This is a genomic window from Anabaena cylindrica UHCC 0172 (assembly GCF_034931625.1).
Lineage (GTDB): Bacteria > Cyanobacteriota > Cyanobacteriia > Cyanobacteriales > Nostocaceae > Anabaena > Anabaena cylindrica_A.
The window spans coordinates 16304-35703 of the sequence record NZ_JAYGGY010000087.1 but is presented as its reverse complement, the minus strand read 5'-3'; the positions used below and the strand labels follow the sequence as shown (position 1 = coordinate 35703).

General features: G+C 38.4%; 17 protein-coding genes. 8 read left to right on the top strand and 9 right to left on the bottom strand.

The window, feature by feature from the left end:
* The first annotated feature begins 16 nt into the window (after nt 1-16).
* The gene (locus tag VB713_RS18550) at nt 17-259 is read left to right on the top strand and encodes a hypothetical protein (protein ID WP_323312991.1); all 243 of its coding nucleotides are present in this window, start codon (nt 17-19) and stop codon (nt 257-259) included.
* Between the two features lie 192 nt (nt 260-451).
* Here VB713_RS18550 and VB713_RS18545 read toward each other — a convergent pair whose 3' ends face one another.
* On the bottom strand, nt 452-1882 hold the full coding sequence (locus tag VB713_RS18545; protein WP_323312990.1) for a sensor histidine kinase: 1431 nt from the start codon (nt 1880-1882) through the stop codon (nt 452-454).
* 168 nt (nt 1883-2050) lie between these two features.
* Here VB713_RS18545 and ppk1 point away from each other — a divergent pair, with 168 nt between their 5' ends.
* Together ppk1 and VB713_RS18535 are read left to right on the top strand one after the other, a co-directional pair.
* Nucleotides 2051-4216 (top strand): polyphosphate kinase 1, encoded by a 2166-nt coding sequence (gene ppk1, locus VB713_RS18540; RefSeq protein WP_323312989.1) that lies wholly within the window; start codon nt 2051-2053, stop codon nt 4214-4216.
* Between the two features lie 193 nt (nt 4217-4409).
* Complete coding sequence (locus VB713_RS18535; protein WP_323312988.1) at nt 4410-4826, top strand: response regulator transcription factor; 417 nt, start codon at nt 4410-4412, stop codon at nt 4824-4826.
* 116 nt (nt 4827-4942) lie between these two features.
* Here VB713_RS18535 and VB713_RS18530 read toward each other — a convergent pair whose 3' ends face one another.
* Nucleotides 4943-5125: a hypothetical protein gene (locus tag VB713_RS18530; protein ID WP_323312987.1), complete on the bottom strand. Its 183-nt coding sequence runs from the start codon at nt 5123-5125 to the stop codon at nt 4943-4945.
* A 165-nt stretch (nt 5126-5290) separates the two neighbouring features.
* Between VB713_RS18530 and VB713_RS18525 the strand changes: the two genes are divergently transcribed.
* Nucleotides 5291-5836, top strand: coding sequence for a DUF2854 domain-containing protein (locus tag VB713_RS18525; protein WP_323312986.1), 546 nt, complete (start codon nt 5291-5293; stop codon nt 5834-5836).
* Between the two features lie 154 nt (nt 5837-5990).
* Here the strand turns inward: VB713_RS18525 and VB713_RS18520 are convergent, their stop codons facing one another.
* Both VB713_RS18520 and VB713_RS18515 read right to left on the bottom strand, forming a co-directional pair.
* A complete protein-coding gene (locus VB713_RS18520) occupies nt 5991-6251 on the bottom strand; it encodes a chlororespiratory reduction protein 7 (RefSeq protein WP_323312985.1) in 261 nt (86 codons plus the stop codon).
* 55 nt (nt 6252-6306) lie between these two features.
* Nucleotides 6307-7512, bottom strand: coding sequence for a histidine kinase (locus VB713_RS18515; RefSeq protein ID WP_323312984.1), 1206 nt, complete (start codon nt 7510-7512; stop codon nt 6307-6309).
* Between the two features lie 127 nt (nt 7513-7639).
* Between VB713_RS18515 and VB713_RS18510 the strand changes: the two genes are divergently transcribed.
* The 3 genes from VB713_RS18510 (at nt 7640) to VB713_RS18500 (ending at nt 11986) form a co-directional block, all read left to right on the top strand.
* Nucleotides 7640-9154 carry a hypothetical protein gene (locus VB713_RS18510; protein ID WP_323312983.1) on the top strand — a complete coding sequence of 505 codons (1515 nt, stop codon included), beginning with the start codon at nt 7640-7642 and terminating at the stop codon, nt 9152-9154.
* Between the two features lie 95 nt (nt 9155-9249).
* Nucleotides 9250-10620, top strand: coding sequence for an S-layer homology domain-containing protein (locus VB713_RS18505; protein WP_323312982.1), 1371 nt, complete (start codon nt 9250-9252; stop codon nt 10618-10620).
* Nucleotides 10621-11008: 388 nt separating this feature from the next.
* The gene (locus tag VB713_RS18500; RefSeq protein WP_323312981.1) at nt 11009-11986 is read left to right on the top strand and encodes an SGNH/GDSL hydrolase family protein; all 978 of its coding nucleotides are present in this window, start codon (nt 11009-11011) and stop codon (nt 11984-11986) included.
* Here the strand turns inward: VB713_RS18500 and VB713_RS18495 are convergent.
* The 3 genes from VB713_RS18495 to VB713_RS18485 form a co-directional block, all read right to left on the bottom strand.
* Nucleotides 11955-12701 (bottom strand): class II aldolase/adducin family protein, encoded by a 747-nt coding sequence (locus tag VB713_RS18495; protein WP_323312980.1) that lies wholly within the window; start codon nt 12699-12701, stop codon nt 11955-11957. The genes VB713_RS18500 and VB713_RS18495 overlap by 32 nt on opposite strands.
* 213 nt (nt 12702-12914) lie before the next feature.
* Nucleotides 12915-13907 carry a pentapeptide repeat-containing protein gene (locus VB713_RS18490; protein WP_323312979.1) on the bottom strand — a complete coding sequence of 331 codons (993 nt, stop codon included), beginning with the start codon at nt 13905-13907 and terminating at the stop codon, nt 12915-12917.
* Nucleotides 13908-13970: 63 nt separating this feature from the next.
* A complete protein-coding gene (locus VB713_RS18485) occupies nt 13971-14864 on the bottom strand; it encodes a hypothetical protein (RefSeq protein ID WP_323312978.1) in 894 nt (297 codons plus the stop codon).
* A 212-nt stretch (nt 14865-15076) separates the two neighbouring features.
* Here VB713_RS18485 and VB713_RS18480 point away from each other — a divergent pair, with 212 nt between their 5' ends.
* On the top strand, nt 15077-15457 hold the full coding sequence (locus VB713_RS18480) for a hypothetical protein (RefSeq protein ID WP_323312977.1): 381 nt from the start codon (nt 15077-15079) through the stop codon (nt 15455-15457).
* A 16-nt stretch (nt 15458-15473) separates the two neighbouring features.
* Here VB713_RS18480 and VB713_RS18475 read toward each other — a convergent pair whose 3' ends face one another.
* Nucleotides 15474-16154 (bottom strand): hypothetical protein, encoded by a 681-nt coding sequence (locus tag VB713_RS18475; protein ID WP_323312976.1) that lies wholly within the window; start codon nt 16152-16154, stop codon nt 15474-15476.
* Nucleotides 16147-19341: an HsdM family class I SAM-dependent methyltransferase gene (locus tag VB713_RS18470; protein ID WP_323312975.1), complete on the bottom strand. Its 3195-nt coding sequence runs from the start codon at nt 19339-19341 to the stop codon at nt 16147-16149. Before VB713_RS18470 ends, VB713_RS18475 begins: the two co-directional genes overlap by 8 nt.
* Nucleotides 19342-19400: the final 59 nt, after the last annotated feature.

The window sequence follows — 19400 nt, the reverse complement described above, 5'->3', positions numbered from 1 at the left end:
TCAGAGTGTGGCAGCCATGACTGAGTTACTTGAAAGTGCGATCGCTAGATTGAAAACCTTACCTGCAAATGAGCAAGATGCGATAGCGAAGCGCTGCTGCAAGCAGATCGCTGCGATGATTATGGAAGAACTTGAAGATGATCTGCGTTGGGATGAATCATTCTCCCGTTCTCCAGATACTCTGGCTAAACTTGCTGCTACAGCAATGGCTGAATATCACGCAGGTAAAACTCAAGAACTTGATCCAGAAACATTGTGAATTCACGCACGACAATCCAGTATTTATTCTGCCCGAATTAGCAAAAACTATCGTGCCGTTGGTCAGTTGGATGGAGACACTATAATCTGGTTTTGGGTTGGTTCACACGCCGAGTATGACAAGCTGCTGGGGCAATTATAGCGGGAAAGCTTAATAAAACCGTTATCTGTAGAGCGATCGCACTTTTTCTCTCTAAACCCCTACACTAATGGGTAAAATAACAGTAAAAGTAGTACCTTTACCGACAATACTATCAACTTGAATTTGCCCTTGATGACGTTCGACAATAGCTTGTGCGATCGCTAATCCTAATCCTGAACCTGTAGTATTAGCTATCTTTGGTGTCTGATGAGTACGTGCTGGATCAACCCGATAAAATCGGTCAAATAAGCGTGGTAGTGCCTCTGAAGGAATCCCAACTCCGGTATCACTAACTTTTATTTGTAACTGAGAACTGGTGTAACGCATTCCCGAAACCCGATTTATTCCCTCTAATCTCGCTAACTCGATTTTCACTTCTCCTTTAATTGGGGTATATTGCAAAGCATTACTAATCAAATTTGTGCATAAACGCACTAGTTGATCCCAATTCCCCGTTAAAGTAAACCAATTTTCTAGCAATTCGGGATTGAGTTCTGACGGCGGATCAATTAAGTTGAGAATCAGAGTAATTTCTTTTTCTGTAGCTAAAAGTTGCTGTTCTTCCACAACTTCTATTAATAAAGCATCAAGAGGACAGGATGAAAAAACTTCTTTGCTAATACCACTATCCTGTCGTGCGAGAAACAGTAAATCATTGACTAATTTACCTAAACGCTGGGTTAGACGTTCTACAATCTTTAATTGTTGTCGATATTGTAGAGGACTATTCGCTTTTATCTCTGCTAAATCTAAATCAGCAAGAGCAACTTGCACATTAGTTTGAATTAACGCAATAGGACTTCTCAATTCATGGGAAGCATCAGCAGTAAATTGTTTCAGACGTTGGTAAGATTCTCTCACTGGTTCCATTGCTTTACCAGACAGAAACCAACCACTAGCTGCTACAGAAATAACCATTAACCCAGTACCCAAAGCCAAATCAAATATCAACTGACGACTGGGTTTAGTAACTTCAAACCAGGGATGACTGACGCGTAGGTATCCTAATACCTGTCTTCCCATTTCTACTCTTTGTGTGACTTGTCTTAATAAAAGTGGTGAGTCCTTACTGAGTTCTGAGTGAGGATCACTATCACCCCATCTTCCCATTCCGACTACACGCACAGTTTCCCCAGCAGAATTGTTATGAATGGGAATATCTAAAGGTTCAGAAAATGTTGACCAAAGTAATTTTCCGGTGGGGCTAAACCATTCTAGGTCAATGTGATCATCTTCTGCGTTATCAGCATTGTTGCGAAAACTGGCTTCTATATTGACGCGGATTTGATTAGTTTGGAAGTTAACTGGTTCAATGACGAGCGATCGCTCTACTACTTCTACTACATGATTTAAAGTATCATCAACTCGTTCAACTAGCGTACTGCGAACATATAAATACACACCAGTGGCAAACAGGAGTAGTAAAATAGCAGTAACAGCAGTGTACCAAAGGGCAAGACGGCGACGAGTGGCTTGAAACATGATTTTGACCAATAATTCCTTGATGGTACAAGCCCCCGGATTGATCTGTGGAACCAACCCAAAATCCAAAATTGGATGATGTTGTTAAATATCACTTAACCAAAACTGACTATATTGATTAAGACTTCTCCTGTCTGCTAGAAGATAGCTATTCATTCCTACGTAATCATGTCAAAATCCAAAAAAAGCAACCCTACCATTAATTTGAATGAATCACAATACTATATAAACCGCGAGTTAAGCTGGTTAGAGTTTAACAGTAGAGTGTTGCATGAGGCTTGTGATGAGCGCACACCACTACTAGAACGCCTCAAATTTTTAGCTATTTTTAGTTCTAATTTAGATGAATTTTTTATGGTGCGAGTTGCAGCACTAAAGCAACAGGTAGAAGCTAAGGTAAACTTATTAACTCCCGATGGTCGCACACCGCAACAACAACTAGATGATATTCGCTCAAAACTCAGTCCCCAAATCAAAAAACAAAATGAGCAGTTTGAGCAGGTTTTACAACCTCTGTTAGTCAATCAGGGAATTTACATCCTCGATTACATAGAATTAAATCAAAAACAGCGTATTTATCTAGATAATTACTTTAAAGAACAAATTTTTCCCGTTCTGACTCCTCTAGCTGTTGATCCTAGTCACCCCTTTCCCTATATTTCTAATCTCAGCTTAAATTTGGCTGTGATGGTGAAAAATCCAGATACGGAAGAAGAATTTTTTGCGCGAGTTAAAGTCCCTAAAGTTTTACCGCGATTTTTACCTTTACCAGCAGATTTAGCAACTCAAAATCCCGGAAAATCTGTTAATTGGACAGGTGTACCTTTAGAACAAGCGATCGCTCATAATCTCCAAGACTTGTTTCCAGGGATGAATATTCAAGAATATCACCCTTTCCGCATTACTCGTGATGCTGACCTCGAACTAGAAGAAGACGAAGCCGATGATTTGTTATTAGCCATTGAACAGGAACTCCGCAAACGCCGCATGGGTGGAACTCCAGTTCGCTTAGAAATTAAATCTCAAACTCCAGAATCAGTGCGTTCTCGGTTATTGCAAGATTTAGAATTAACCGACAGCGATATTTATGAAGTCGATGGTTTGTTGGGACTGCGAGATTTAATGTATTTTATGGCCTTACCATTACCAGAACTCAAAGAAACCCCCCGTCAGTCAGTCGTCCCTTCCCGCTTACAACGTCTTAGAGAACCAAGTGTCAATCCAGATTTATTAGAACTAGAAGAAGGAAAAGATTTCTTTGCTATTATTCGGGAAAAAGATTTGCTGGTGCATCATCCCTATCAATCTTTTTCTGGGACAGTGGAACGCTTTATTACCCATGCAGCCCATGATCCGAATGTATTAGCTATCAAAATGACTCTTTACCGAACCTCTGGAGACTCACCCATAGTTAATGCTTTAATTGCTGCTGCGGAAAATGGTAAACAAGTTTCTGTGTTGGTGGAATTAAAAGCCAGATTTGATGAAGAAAATAATATTTACTGGGCTAGGCGTTTAGAAAGAGTTGGTGTCCACGTTGTTTATGGTTTGGTAGGTCTAAAGACCCATAGTAAAATTGTCATGGTGGTGCGGCGCGAAAAAGACCGGATGCGTCGTTATGTGCATATAGGGACTGGAAACTATAACCCGAAAACAGCACGACTATATACAGATTTAGGGTTGTTTAGTTGTCGTGAAGAATTGGGTGCTGATTTAACAGATGTGTTTAACTTTTTAACCGGTTATTCTCTCCAAAAGACCTATCGAGAACTTTTAATTGCACCAGTGAATATGCGCGATCGCTTTTTTGAACTTATTCAGCGAGAAATCGAAAATGTTCAAAATGGATTTTCTGGCCGCATCGTCGCCAAAATGAATGCCCTCGTCGATCCCAAAATCATCACTACCTTATACGAAGCCTCCCGCGCTGGAGTCCAAATTGACTTAATTATCAGGGGTATTTGCTGTTTACGTCCAGGACTCAAAGACATCAGCGACAATATTCGCGTTATCAGCATCATCGGCAGATTTTTAGAACATTCTCGCATTTTCTACTTTTACAACAATAGCCAAGAAGAAATATATATTGGCAGTGCTGACTGGATGCGCCGCAATCTAGACCGCCGGGTAGAAGTAATTACTCCAATTAGAGACCAAGATATTGCTAAGGATTTGCAAGAAATATTGGGAATTATGTTAGCAGATAACCGCCAAGCTTGGGAATTACAACCTGATGGTAGTTATATCCAACGACTTCCCAGTGATGATTGCACAGAAACTAATTCACAAAAAAATCTCATGTCTATGGCATTACGCTCTGTAGGTATGACTTAAAAATCTAACACCTTAAAAGGTGTACTCATTTAAGGGTTTTTAAGAAAAAATAAATTTTTCTTAAAACTCTAATCATTACTTCATCATTACTTCATATATAAAACCCATTTATTCCACCATAAGATAGAGTAAAGACAGGTACAAGTTCCCATAAACTATAGGAACTCTTGTATGTAGTTGTCTGTGTCCGAAAATGTTAATGTTGTCCTGTGAGTCTTCTGTCTTGCGTATCTTATTGGTTGATGATCATGAATTGACTCGTTTAAGCCTACAATTAGCTTTTTCTTGCCAAGAAAATATGCTAGTAGTAGGTTTAGCTAGTAATGGTCACGAAGCTATAGAAATGGTCAAACTTTCTCAACCTGATGTGATTGTTCTAGATTTACATATGCCAGTTATGGATGGCTGGCGAGCATCTAGTTATATTAAATCCATATCTCCAAATACTCAAATTTTGGCTTACTCTTCGATTGATGATGCACATTTGCAGCAGACAAAGGCAATGCCTAACTTCGATGCAGTTTGCAACAAAGATGCACCTACAACTCAACTCATTGCTTTGGTTAGACAGATGGGGCAGCGTGCTATCCAAAATTCAGTTAGAGACTGAATTATCTCAATTCTGGTTCAGAAAAAATTTATGCTCAAATTTATAGTTATGGGTGTCGGTTTAACCGTAAAGTTACGGTTTACCGACGTATTATTTTATCTTAACTCCAGTCCAGCTTAATTAGTTCCTGGTTCGGGAGTGGTGCGTTGAAATTCATCAATTAAATCATCTAATTCTTCTAAAGCCTGATTTACATCAACTCTCAAAGTTCCTAGATTGGGTTGTTCTAGTAGACTCAGCAGATAGTCACGTTTATTCTGCACTACAGCAATTCGTTCTTTAATTGTTTGCAAATCCATTGTTTTCTTCCAGTCTTAATAATATTCTCAGTTTTTAACTTAACGCAAAACAGGCTGAAAGCTTCAGCTTATATTCCTAACATATTTTTAATTGTGTTGCCAAACTACCGCAAGGTTTTATGATGATGGAACTAAGATATCACGCAATTATACTAACCTCAAATCATGCTAGGCAACATTTCTTTGGGAACACTCGGTTTAACCGTGGGTAGCATATTAATCATAGTTGGCTTTGTCGCCTACGCTGCTGATAATGCCTCTCTTAATCTCGTGGGATTTTTCTATGGCTTTCCTCTCTTCTTGGGAGGTCTAGCACTCAAAGCCAATGAACTCAAGCCTATCCCTTTTAGTCAAACTACCACACCGTCGGTTTTAGAGTTAAGGAAACAGCAAGCAACTGTGACTCAAAACAGAGTTCGTACTGATATCACACGATTTTGCTACGGTCAAGAAGGTCATTTTGATAGGGCGCTTACTTATCTGGGTTTGAGTCCCAGTAAGGATGAACGACCAATAGTTAGTGGTTTGCGAGAAACAGAAGTTAATGGAGCTTATTGTATTATTTTAGAATTTGATTCACCCCTAATTCCGCTAGATATTTGGCAAGAAAAACACGAAAAAATGACCAAATATTTTGCTCCTAATGTTGATGTAAAAATTACACAGCCTAGTGAAGATAAAATTGAACTGGAGTTAATTACTACTCAATAGTTTAACGTAAGTTGCTAGTTAGGAGGCAGGAGGCAGGAGTCAGGAGTCAGGAGTCAGGAGTCAGGAGTCAGGAGTCAGGAGTTATCTTAAATCTCTTCCAATGACCAATGACCAATGACCAATGACCAATGACCAATGACCCTTTATCAAATATTTACTTTTCTAGTCGCACTGCATACCACTGTAAATATTTTCCTGGGCCAACATCTAACTCACAACTGGTATCTATCAAGTATTGTGCTTGCTCTGATACCAGTTTAAATCTCTGCACATCAGGAGGTAAGTCATCAAATGGAAGTTGTTGCAAAGTATTTGCCAACTTTTCTAATAACTCTGATGTCGTGAAAAATTGTTCTGGTTGGTTTGTTTCCAGAACAACAAAATTATCCTGTTGATACATTAATGGATTTGGCATTTATTAAATTGCTTATTTAAAGTTTGTCAGTTGTCAAAGCTTTAATTACCAATGTTTAAGACGGATAAACTGGTAAAGTAAAGTGGAACCATGCACCCCCATTGGCTGATGAATCTACCCAAATTTGACCATAGTGTGTTTGGATAATGCGTTGGCATAAAGAAAGACCAATTCCATAACCATCTTTGCCTTCATCACGTTGCAGACGGAAATGATTTTCAAAAATACGATCGCGGTTTTCTAGAGGAATACCAGGGCCAGTGTCACCAATACTGAATTGAACTTTTTGAGTAGTGCGGTGCAGTCCAGCGACACTAATGATACCGCCTTCTGGTGTGTATTTAATGGCATTATCCAAAAGGTTAACCAGCACTTGGCGGATACGTTCTGGATCTGCATATACACGAGGTAAATCGCAGGGGATATCAGTTTCTATTGTTTGAGATTTGGCAATATAGCGATCGCGCAATTCCTCCAAAACATCTAAACTAAGTTTACCCAATTCCAGCTTTTGCGGTATAATCGGAAATTCCGTATCATTACCACGGCCAACTTCTAACAGATCAGCTATCATCCGATCAATTATTCGCGTTTGACTGCGGGCTTGTTTTAATAAATAGACAGTCATAGCCGGTTTTAGACGCTGGAATTCTCCCTTATCAGCATTGTAGTTAGATTGGAGAGTTTCTATAGCTATAGCAGCAGCCGTTAAAGGATTGCGGAGGTCATGTGCCAACATCGCCATCACTCGGTCTTTAAACTGTAGCTGTTCTTGCAGCTTTTCTTTTTCTTGCTTCAAGTGAAAAATCTCGTCTGAAAGCCGGATTAACTCAGCAGAAACAGCTACAGAACGGATTGTCGATTTAGGTGATATCACCCGAACATTCTCATCCATACATTCATGTAAATCTTCCTGTAACTTTAAAAATGCGTCTACAGCAGTTTGCCAGCGAGGCCACCAGTTTTTCAATTCGGCTATGATATTACTGCCAGCTAGACTCTGTTGGGGTTCAGGATGAATTTTGACCAAAGCAGGCGTAGCTACCAATTTGAAGTGTTCCGCCAAATGAGGCTGTTGCCCGACATCAATGATTTGCAGTTCAAAACTATACTCAGCTTCTAGTTCTTTTAAGTAAGCACGTATTTGCTGTATTTTTTGTCGGGACTGTGGTCGCCCATCAACAAAAAGCAACAGCTGGAGTGGAGCCTCAGAATAAATAGGCTGATCCTGGGAAACTTGCATGTAATCGTGTTTCAGCACTGGTAACAACCTGGCGACGCTTTACAGAAAGTAAAATAGATTGACGGTTGTCGATAGTCGTTGTTTTCTTCCAATTTAATATCTATTTTAGATTTTTCATACTCTTATCTGAATCTGGATTTTCGACATGAGAAAAATCTGTTTGGGACTTTTGCTTCCTTTTTCAATAGTTTCTACTCCTAGCTTCACCTTAGCTATGGAATACAAAGCTGGATTTGACCTGAGTCAAAATCTGGCTTCAGAAGAAGCTACTGAAAAATTTTATACTACAGCAGTGCAACTAGTACAGCAGCAAATTTATTTAGTTGCTCGTCTTGAGCAAGCATTTATTGATCCAGACCCCAACAAAATGAGATCCGTGCGGGGACAATTAACTGTTCGTACCTATGCTGTAGAAAGTTTTCTCACACGTCAATACTCAAGTCCGAAAACATTGTGTAACTCACGAGGAGAATTTTCCCCACAGTCTTCTTTACCTGTCCAGTTAACAGAGTCCCAATCACAAATTTACTGCTCTTTGTACGCTTCCAACCAAGAATTGTTGAAGTTGTACCCAGTTATAGATCGGTTGTTATCTAGACGGGGTGAGTTGGCTTTAGTTAAACCCCTACCCTTAGTTTCTGGAGAACGACAATCAGATCCGGTACTTACTATTGCACCAGTGCAACGTCCTGATCTTGGCAAACCAGCCACACCTTTTGCTAGTAGGGAACCAAATTTAACTTCATCCCCATTATCTGTAGTTGGCCACACTGCAAAAACAGCACTAGCTAACTATGTAGCGCCTATGCAACCTGCTATTGCTGTACCAGAGGAAGCCGCTATTACTCTCAAAACTGCTAATCAAATTTTGACAGCAGTTCAAAAAGCATTTCCCGCAAATATTAAATTTATAAATCCTCAGGAAGATGTTGCGACACTTGACCGTTTTGCTTACGACATAGATTCCCAAGAAAAACAAACCTACGCTCAGTTTTTGAAACTGCCTAACACGGGAATTTTCCGGGTTTTACCTGATTCAGCTTACCGTCGTCCGCTAAATCTTCTCCAGAATAGATTGCAAGCCAATGTTAGTGAGCGTTATCCTTTTCCCTCGGTAGGTGAGGTGAAGGGGGATTTTAATCCTAGTTTAGCACTGAAGATGATGGGCGATAACTTCCAATTAGTCCATCAAGAAATAGATTATGGCTTCATCGTAGATGTGGGTGATGTGCCATTAGCAAAATTGGATGAAAAATTACAAGCTGTTTCTGCCTCTACGGGAGAATTTTTGCTTAACTACCAGCCTCCGAGAACATTAGAAGCCTTACAAATAGACAGACGGAGGTTTTTAACAGGTAAAGATCAGAACTGGCAGGAGAAGCAAATATTTTTAGCTAGTGCTACAGCCAAATTAAATCATACTTATTTAGTGCGATCGCTCCAATTCCAACTTCCAGAAATTATCTTAAGTCGTCAACCAATTTCTCCCCAAAATAGCCGCATTACCCAGCAAATAGGACAAATACCTAGTAGTGATACTATTCTCGCCTTCCGCGCCGTGCGCCGCCGCCCTGATGGCAGTTACACCATTCTCTGGCGAGTTATCAAACAATTACCCACACCGCAAATTGAAGATTTAGAGAATTATGTCAATAGGTGACATAGGGAGAAGAGTTTTTCCCAATTACCAATTACCCATTACCAATATCGTTGAAAATGCTAGGGTAGAAACGGAAACTTGATTTGTGATTTCCTGTGCTGCCCTCTAAACCTCCAGTTCTCTTTCTCGGTTTGGCTGTTTTACTTTCTTCCTTAACAGCCTGCGCTAATGGCCCAGCCGCTAAAAATTTGGAGCAGTCTTTGGCAGCAGACCCCAGACTGCAAAGTAATCCTGCGGTTTTTGGCGAAACTAAGAGTAAGGAAGTAGCCACCGCATCAACACTTCAGTTACCTGCTGACTTTTCCAAAGATATTCCCATATATCCCAATGCCAAACTTGAAGAAGTTAAACCTGCAAGTAGTTCAGAAAATAAATTAGAAAATAAAATAAGTACTCGTTGGCAAAGTTCTGACCCCAGCAATTTAATCGCCAGCTTTTACAGTAGTCAGTTCCAAGGCAGCAACTGGCAAATTTTGCAACAGCCAAAAAATGATGTCGAAGGCACTTTTGAAGTAAAACGGAATAATTTACTGTTACAGGTGACAATTCAACCAAAATCAGTTACCAACGCTGCACCCAATCAACCTCAAACAGCAACTGAATTACTAATTGAATACGTAACTAATAATACAACTACTCAACCAAACACCAATTCTAGCGAAGTTCCCCAGTCAAGTAACCCAACTTTTATTGGCCCTGTTTACCCCACTACCGTTCCCCCCACAACAAATGTAGTCAAACAGCCAACAAGCCAGTTCAACTCATCTGAATCTCAAGAATTCACCGATTTAAATAAAGTCCCACCAGAATGGCGACAACACATTCAAGATTTAGCAACCTTGGGTGTACTGTCCATAGAACCAAAAACAACTAAAAGTAACTCTACAACTCAAACAAAGCTTTTTGAACCCAATAAAATCATTACCCGCAGAGAATATGCCCGTTGGTTAGTGGCTGCTAATAACGCCATGTATGGTAATAATCCAGCAAAAAAGGTGCGTTTGGCATCAGAAAGCAATCAACCCGCTTTTAGAGATGTTTTAGCTAAAGATCCTGATTTTCCAACAATTCAGGGTTTAGCAGAAGCTGGTTTAATTCCCAGTTCTTTATCTGGAGATACTACAGCAGTTTTATTTCGTCCTGATGCACCCCTAACACGGGAACAATTACTATTATGGAAAGTACCTTTAGATACTCGTCAAGCTTTACCTGCTGCCAACTTAGAAGCTGTCAAGCAAACCTGGGGTTTCCAAGACACAGAAAAAATTGAACCTAAAGCATTAAAAGCAGTTTTGGCAGATTTCCAAAATGCTGAACAATCAAATATTCGGCGAGTGTTTGGCTATACGACACTGTTTCAACCCAAGAAAGCCGTCACTCGTGCTGAAGCTGGTGCAGCTTTGTGGTATTTCGGTATTCAGAGCGAGGGAATGACAGCAACTGAGGCTTTGAAATTAAAAAATTAAACCCCAGAATAGGCATTTTTTGCTTTGTAGCTACAACTTTCTATCGCCAGATACAAAATTTGGACTCAGGGTTTTTGACATCTATAACTTCATAAGTTCTTTATAATACACCATTAATTATAAAGTTAGGGTAAATCTCAGGGTTTTTATTGAATTAAGATCCTATATCTTGACATAAACTAAATATACTTACGTAAAGTAACTTAATAAGCTTGACTCAGCGCCAACTGGCAGAAAAAACCGATCTAAAGTTTTGTAAAAATACTTAGATTGCCAGCATCATAATTTTTCCATGTTTTAACAACTTCATAAATAACCGTAGGTTTACTAATCCCTACAGACTTATTGATGTGCAAGATTCACAAAAAATACCAACAATCTAATAAGCATGAAAAAACAAGTTGTAGCGGCCGGGTTTGTTGTTTTCTCTTTCATGTTGCCACTGAAAGCTTCAGCAGCAAATTTTAGTCAAATTATTGCTTTTGGAGACAGTACTGTTGATAATGGCAATGTATTCAAATTCACCGAAGCAGCCATAGGATTTGGAATACCGCCGGCTCCCTACTTTCAGGGGCGTTTCTCTAATGGACCCGTCTGGGTAGAATACCTGGCACAGAATCTAGGTTTAACAGAAACTAACTATGCCTTTGGTGGAGCTACTACCGATACTAATAACACCCTTATTTCTGGTAATCCCTTAAATTTACCAGGTTTGACACAACAAACTCAGACTTTTGTGGGAAATAATTCGCAAGCTGATAAAAATGCCTTATACATAATATCGGCAGGTGCTAATGATTATCTTGGTGAAGGAAACACAGATTTTACTCAAATAGTCAATAATTTGGCGAGTGCTATTACTTCACTTGCGTCTATTGGTGCTAAAAATTTCTTAGTGGCTAATTTACCTAATTTGGGTGATGCTCCTGCCACTAATGGGGGTCCTTATTCTGGTCAACTCAACTTTTTGACTGGATTGCATAATTCGACTTTAAGCCAGACTCTCAATGGCTTGAGTCAGCAACAACCAAGCCTGAATATCACTCTTTTTGATGTTAATTCTTTAGTAAATAGTGCTATTGCATTACCAGGAGAATTTGGTTTACAAAATGTGACTGACGCTTGTTTTAACAGCGATACTCAAACACTCTGTACCAACCCAGATGAGTATTTATTTTGGGATAAATTGCATCCTACAACCTATATGCACAGCATAATAGCAAAAGAAGCTCAAGTATCACTGAAAGAGATTCCTGAACCTTCAGCAACTTTGGGAATGTTGGCACTGGGGGCTTTGGGTGCGACAGGAGTTATGAAGCGCAAACAAAAGACGCTTAATTCAATAAATCGGGTTCTTGTCGGATAATCATCTCATACAACGATTGAAAGCTAAACCAACCTAATTCATGGGAACCAACCTGGCTCTGGGTCAAACTAGCATACTCTGGTTTGATCAGGCTAGGTTTCCCAACCGCTTCCGCTAATAATTGAGCTTGGCAAGAACGCTCCATTGTGATGAACCACCAAGCAGCCTCATCAACCGTATGACCAACTGTCAGTAGTCCATGATTTTTGAGAATGAGAGCTTTATTTTGACCTAGAGTTTGAGCAATGCGTTGACCTTCTTTAGGGTCGAGAACAACACCTGTATAGTCCTCAAACAGGCTATGGTCTTGGTAAAAAGCGCAAGCATCTTGGGTAATGGGGTCAAGCAAACGGCCAAGACTTGACCAGCTTTTACCGTAGATAGAATGGGCATGAGCCGCTGCAATGACATTAGGACGGGCTGCATGAACTTGGGAATGAATAGCAAAAGCTGCCCGATTTACTGGACTATTACCGTAAATTACCTCACCTTGATGATTAACTAAAATGAGGTCGCTCACTCGAATTAAACCAAAGTGCATTCCAAAGGGGTTAACCCAAAAATTTTGGGGATTTTCGGGGTCGCGTGCGGTGATATGACCAGCAACACCCTCATCAAACCCAAATCGAGAAAATAAGCGGAATGCAGCAGCTAGGCGCTGCTGAAGATATAGCCGTTGTTCTGCAACAGAATTAAAAGTTGGTATTTGGATCATATTATTAATTTTTTCTGAAATGTAATTTGCATACCATCGGCTAAGATTACCGAATTTCACAAACTGTCTGAAAATTAAATGTGCGGTTCCTAGAAATCTTGTAGAGACGTTCCATGTAACGCCTCTACAATCGTTTTCGGAGATGTCTATTAGGTACGCTTTAGCTTTTATCAGTAATAAAAAAACTGAGTTTTACGCTTATAATCCAAATATTTAGTAATTAATTGTACCATCAGGCATTACCACACCAGTTAAATCTGCACCGGTCAGATTTGTACTACTAATTTCTGCTCTGATCAGATTTGCCTGACTTAAATTAGCACGTGTCAAGTCTGTCTTGGCAAGATAGGCATCAACTAAGTCTACTTCCGTTAGGTTAGCCTCTCGCAGGTTAGCCCGACTTAAATCAACTCTACTCAATCTGGCAAAACTCAAATTTGCTCGACTCAACTTGGCTCTAGTTAGTTTAGCATCTGGCATAATTGCACCATACAAATTAACACCTGTAAGTTCGGCTTCATTTAAATTTGACCGTTCCAATCTGGCATTGATCATGTTGGCACCTTTCAAATTAGCACGCTCCAGGTTAGTATCACTCAAACCTGTTTGATTCAAAATAGCTTCACTCAAGTTAGCATCACTCAAATCGGCATGACGCAGCATTGCCTCACTCAAGTTAGCACCACTGAAATCAACTTTAGCTAAGTCTGCACCAGTTAAATTGGTTCCCCGCAGATCAGCCTTACTGAGGTTAGCACCTCGGAGAATAGCGCTGTAGGTTCTTTTTTCTTCTCGCAGGTTCGCACCACGCAAACAAGCACCTTTTAGGTTAGCACCACTTAGATCTGCACCACGCAGATCTGCATCCATTAAGTTAACATCCCGCAAATCCGCTAAGGTTAAATTCGCATTACGCAAATCAGCACCCTGTAAACTTGCACCATGCAAATCCGCATCATGTAAGTTAGCACTGATTAAACTTGCCTGATTTAGGTTTGCACCACTTAGTTTTGCACAAATGAGATTTGCCCTATCTAGAATTGCCCTATTGAGATAGCTAAAAATTAGGATAGTGTTACACAAATTTGCCCGACTTAAACGTATACCAATTAAGTCTGCTCCAAATAAATTGACCCCATTTAAGTCAGCTTCGATAAATTTTGTTTCTCCATTTGCATATTGCTTAAGAAGTTCGTTAGCATTCATATTTTTTACTTTCAATTATTACAAAGTTTCAACTTTTACAGAATTTAAAATAATCAACAATTGTTATGATTGTTTTTGTTCTGGTGTATTTGTTAGAGGTGACATGACAATTTGACAAGTGTTATTATCTTCTTCATATTCATCTTTTTCCTCATTTTCATCATATTCATATTCATCAATTAGTGTAGGTTGATAATTGGTATTGACTATAGTTTTAACTTCTGGAATTGAATAGTTATTCAACGCTTTTTCTTGTTGTGTAGATACAATATCGCCATAAAAATCTTGCATGACGCGGATAATTGCACTGGATGCTTGAGTATTTTCATCTGCGTTGCCTAGATGTATAATAGTATTATTTAGTTTAGATTCAAGCTCTTTGAGAGTTGCACAAGAATCAAATAACTTTTGCAACAAAACATCAAGTTCTTTTGTCTTCAATTTTAACCAGTCTTCTTCCTTGAAAGTGAATTTATTATAAAGTGCAGAAAATAAAACTATTTTAGCCCTAAGAGGATTAGTATATTTCATAAGATTTTGCCGTAAATCAAATTGGTTATATTGAGATTTAATTGCCTTACCGGGAGATTTTTCTGGTAAGTTTTTGGATGATATTTCATTTTGATTAGGTTGTTTTAATACTATTCCTGTTACTTCTTCTGGTACTATATATATTTTTTCTATTTCATTTAAAATTACACTGGCGACAAGAGTATATTCAGATTTCTTATTCAGGGTTTTAACAACTTCAGACAAAGTATAATTCCAATGTTCTATAGTGGGGTTCAAGCTGTATAATTCTTCAATTAATTCTTGTAATTTAAACTGATCTAAGGTATTTTGATCATTCTCCCAAACATTTTTACAAGCACAAAAGACTAATTTTTTAATCCGTTTTGAGTTTTCATGTTGTTCTAAATTTTTAGCTACTTCGTCAAGGCTAAATAGAGTCTTCATAGGTGAATCTATGTTTGGTAGAAGTTATAGGTATCCGATAGAGATAAATTATAGCGGTAGTGGGGTTTTCTTACTATCTCTGTAATACAACGCAAGGATTTACCCTAATTCACGCAAAAAGTTACGGTCTTGCATGGGAAAATACCTGAATTGACACAGAACTTGTCAATTTTGTTGGTCATTTGAAAGGGTTGGGGTGATTGGGGGGTGCGATGCCTGCGGCTGGTGGAGCGATCGCTCGTTGGGAAAAGTTTCGTTTTAATCCCCCTCCTTCTCGGCAACAGTTGGAGGCTTTGGCTAAGGTTGTGTGGGTTGATGCTGATAGGTTAGAGCAGATGTTAGCACCTGCTGGGTTGGGAATGAATCTTGAACCAATTCAGCTTTGTGCTGCTTGTTATGTGGAGTCGCCTTGTCATCGGATTGAGTGGCAGTTTAAGGTGACTCAGGGGTGTGAGCATCATCATTTAAGTTTGCTGTCTGAGTGTCCTAATTGTGGGGCTAGGTTTAAAGTTCCGGCGTTGTGGGTTAATGGTTGGTGTCATCGGTGTTTTACGTCTTTTGGGGAGATGGTGAAGTTTCAGAAGGGTATTTGAGTAAGTTTTGAATTCATTATACTGAAGGCATATTATTAGTAGCTGTAGCAATTATTTTTAATAGTAAATGGTGACAGCGAAATTCAGCAGGATATGATTTTCCTAGAGGAACTACTCGTTGGTGATCCGAGGTTTTGTGATCACGAGTTGGAAAATCTGGATGATCGTTTAATGTGCATGGTACTTTAGTTGCAATATTGGTAAAAGCTTTGTTTGAATCACCAGAAAAAAGATAACCTAGCATTCCTCCTTGACTAGAGAAGGGTGCATATCGGCAAGTTATAAAGTTGTCTTTTATCTCTTTTATATATTCACCTACTGCACTATCTGATTTCAAAACCTTAGCTTCTAAAGGAAAGATAATTCTTTCATTAGCCGTAAGAATAAATGCAATATCATATTGTGGTGGTTGCGCTTGTGCTGATTGGCCACTTTCTATTTCGTAAACTTCATGTTGAATATCAAAAAACTCATAAGTCATATTTCTACGAATTCTTCGCTCCAGACATTGAGTGATGCTCCTTTCTAGCTGCTCCTCTGTGCCATTACAATTAAGATCGTTAACCAGCCTATCGTAGCCTTCCCAAACGAGTTTCATCATTATTGATATAGCATCAGGATTCCATTCTTTTGCCAATTCAACAAAGTCACCTGTATTTGGATACCTATTTTTAAAAATATTTCCTCTTCTAAGCACTATATGACTCCTCTATAACCTGCGATTTTTCATCAAATATTGTCCGCCACGTCATAATATCTGCGGCCACTTCGTCAGCATCTCTTAAAGCCATAGAGCGAGTCCAATAACGAATTTTGTCAGGTTTGATTAAATAAATAGTAGGAATTTTTACTCCATTCAATTGTACTGAATCATAAATCCTGGCAACACGCTGATAAAAGATGCCACCATCTTCTATACTTCCTCTTTCCAGATACAACTTATTTAAGTTTTCCAAGCGTTCCATTAAATCAGGAGAGTCAATAGGTTTAATATGAACACCTTCAGAATCAGGCTTATTAAGATAAATAGCCACTAAGCGAATAGGAAGAAGAGTCTTAGTTTGTTCCTGAAATATGGTGGCACAAACTTGTTTATCTTGTCCAAATCCTGCTTTAAGAACTCGCAAGAAATACTCACAATATGCCGTAAGTTCAGGTTCAGTATTATTCTGAGATTGATTATTATCTATACGGTGAGTTCTTTTGCGTCCTGGAGAAGCAACATCTCCTTTAAAGTCTGGCAGAGTGTAATTAAATAGATCATTAATTAGCACCCATTCACTATCTTTAAATTCAAAAGCTTGTCTTATGCACTCATCTATATCATCAATTGTTTTTATATTCTTCAATTCTCCTACCGACAATTCAGGTATTGGCACACGCAGTAAATCCCTTGGTTTTATTTCAGGAATATATGATGCAAAACGACCATTTGAAAGTAGTAGATAATAGACAGCTAATTTACTTTTGTAGCTCAGACAAGCTGCTTCTAATATTAAAGAGTTTTCTTCGGCAATGTGTACACTGACATAGCTACCAGAGCAAATAATTCCTTCATTAGTTCCATCTAATTCAGTTAGTTCTGCTCTAAATCGTTTATTTTCTACTAGCCAGCTTTGCTTGATTATTAATTGTGGTAAATTGAAAGCATCTATTTTTGTTGATCTTCCTCGTTCAGCGTAGGGATCTTGATTAATAGGAAAATCATTTTTATTAATACGAATAAGTTTATTTTTTGGGAAATTTTTCGTTTCTAAAATTCGTCTATTTAAAAGATGATTATACCTTTGTTTATTAGTACCTCTAATTATTCCCTGACTAGTAATAGCAATATTATTATTCTCTAATTGTGTAAGATTATTAAATCTACTTAATCTCCTGACAAGAGTTAGATCACGTCTTCCTCCCCACATTAAAGCTGTCCAAACTAATGGATCTGTTATTGCCTCTTGTGGGTAAATTATATTAATATAATCTGGCTCAATTACTATATGATAGTCATCCTCATTTGTCATAACGGGCTTGGGACAAATGTATGTCAAAGGCTCACCATCAGGAGGTATTGCTGACATAGTAATGATACAAGTTGGAGAAATAGCATCTTTAAAAAGTCCAAAACGTAATGCAGACAAATTAACTATTTCTTCTATTTTGAAATCTGAAAAGAGAGTATTACGGAATATCTGAGCAGGTTTACTTTGATTAAAAATCAAAGCCATTGCAGGTTGCATCATTGCGATTTGCCCACCCAATTTAGTTAAAGTAGCAGCTTTTGGTAGAAAGAAAAGGGCAATATTACCATAAGAGGTATTCCATTTATTCCGATTTTCAGGTCTATTTTTCCAAGAATCTATGTATAAAGATTTCTTTATAGAATTTTTACCCCAGGGTGCATTACCAACAACTAAATCATAGTTACCAGCATCTTGAACAGAACGAAAACCTTCTTTATCTTCTTGAAAAAAATCAGCAGCAATTAATTGACGTTCACGTAATCTAGGAAAGCGAAACTCATTCTCCCAATAGTATTGAGGTTCAACTTTATCAAGCATGGTTAAATAAAGACTAAAAGATGCTACTCTTACTGCTTGAGCATCTACATCAACACCAAATAAATTATTTTCTAGTAAATATTTTAAATCACTTGGCTGAATTGTTTTTGGATGAGCTTTTTCCCATCTATGAATTAAACGCTGAAATGCTTTAACCAGAAAAATTCCTGAACCACAAGCAGGATCAAGAATCTTGATATCCCATTCTTGACTATCCCAAGGTAAAACACCATCTAGTACAAAGTCAACTATATGTTCTGGTGTGTAATGAACTCCTGTGCCAGATTCTTTACTAACAAATTCTTCATATATGCTACTAATAAACTCTAAAGGTATAACGTCAAAATGGTAATATGGCCATAGACTTAATTGTCCAGTTTCAATGTCTACATGACCACTAACAAAATCAGCAAGTATATTTAGATGAGGTTGTTTAACTTTTTGTTCTTCTGTTTGCCATTCAGCTTCACGTTCTTCTTCGGTAGCACCTTTACCTGGAAATAAATCACCATTGAACTTGCCGTTGAGCCAACGAAAAAATTGATAAGTATCTCTATGATTTCTTAATATGTCAGCTAAATGAGAGTATTTAGCCGATAATAATTTCTCAGTTATATATAAGTAATCCAGTAAAGTTGTATTTAAGGCAGGATTACCTTCAGAATCTTGACGGTCAAAAAGGAATTGAATAAAAATAATTCTTGCTAATAAATCATGAATTGTATCATCATCAAGTTTATTTATTTGAAGACTTTTCCGAACACTTTTCAGATTTTTCAATAGCATCTGGTCAGCAGCTTGTTTTCGTTGAAATCGCTGGCTATGTTCTTGAAAAAATTGACCTGATACTAAATCAGCCCAGTGTAACCGCAAAGTTTCAGCAGCTTGACCTGAAAGAGATACCTGATTAAATGACTCAATTTCCCGTTTAGAAACATCAATTACAGGATTGATAATATCATCTTCTTTGGGAAGTTTTTCGTAGCACGTCCAAATTCTTAAGCGATTAGGTTCTGTTGTAATTAGTGATGGTGTACGAGAAAAACTCCAAGCAAGTTGATGAGTTTTTCTCAGTGTTTCTTCTGATATTTCTGTGGGAAAGTCACACACCAGAGCAATGGGTGTTTCTGTTGAGTCACCTTGAGGATTTGCGGACAGCACGCCTATTTGCACACCATGACCATCTGAAAGTTTGCTGATAGTTCTACCCAATTTTTCCCTAGCGATTCGTGCATAAACACTTGGACCAGCACCAGATGGCTCCAAAATTTCTTGTGGAGTTGGCCAGTGAAGCTTTTCATGTGCTAGTTCAAGTAGTCCAGACTGTGACATTCCGTTTTTTACGCCGCATTAAAGTATAGTTTCACATTTCAACCATCACATTGTCATGA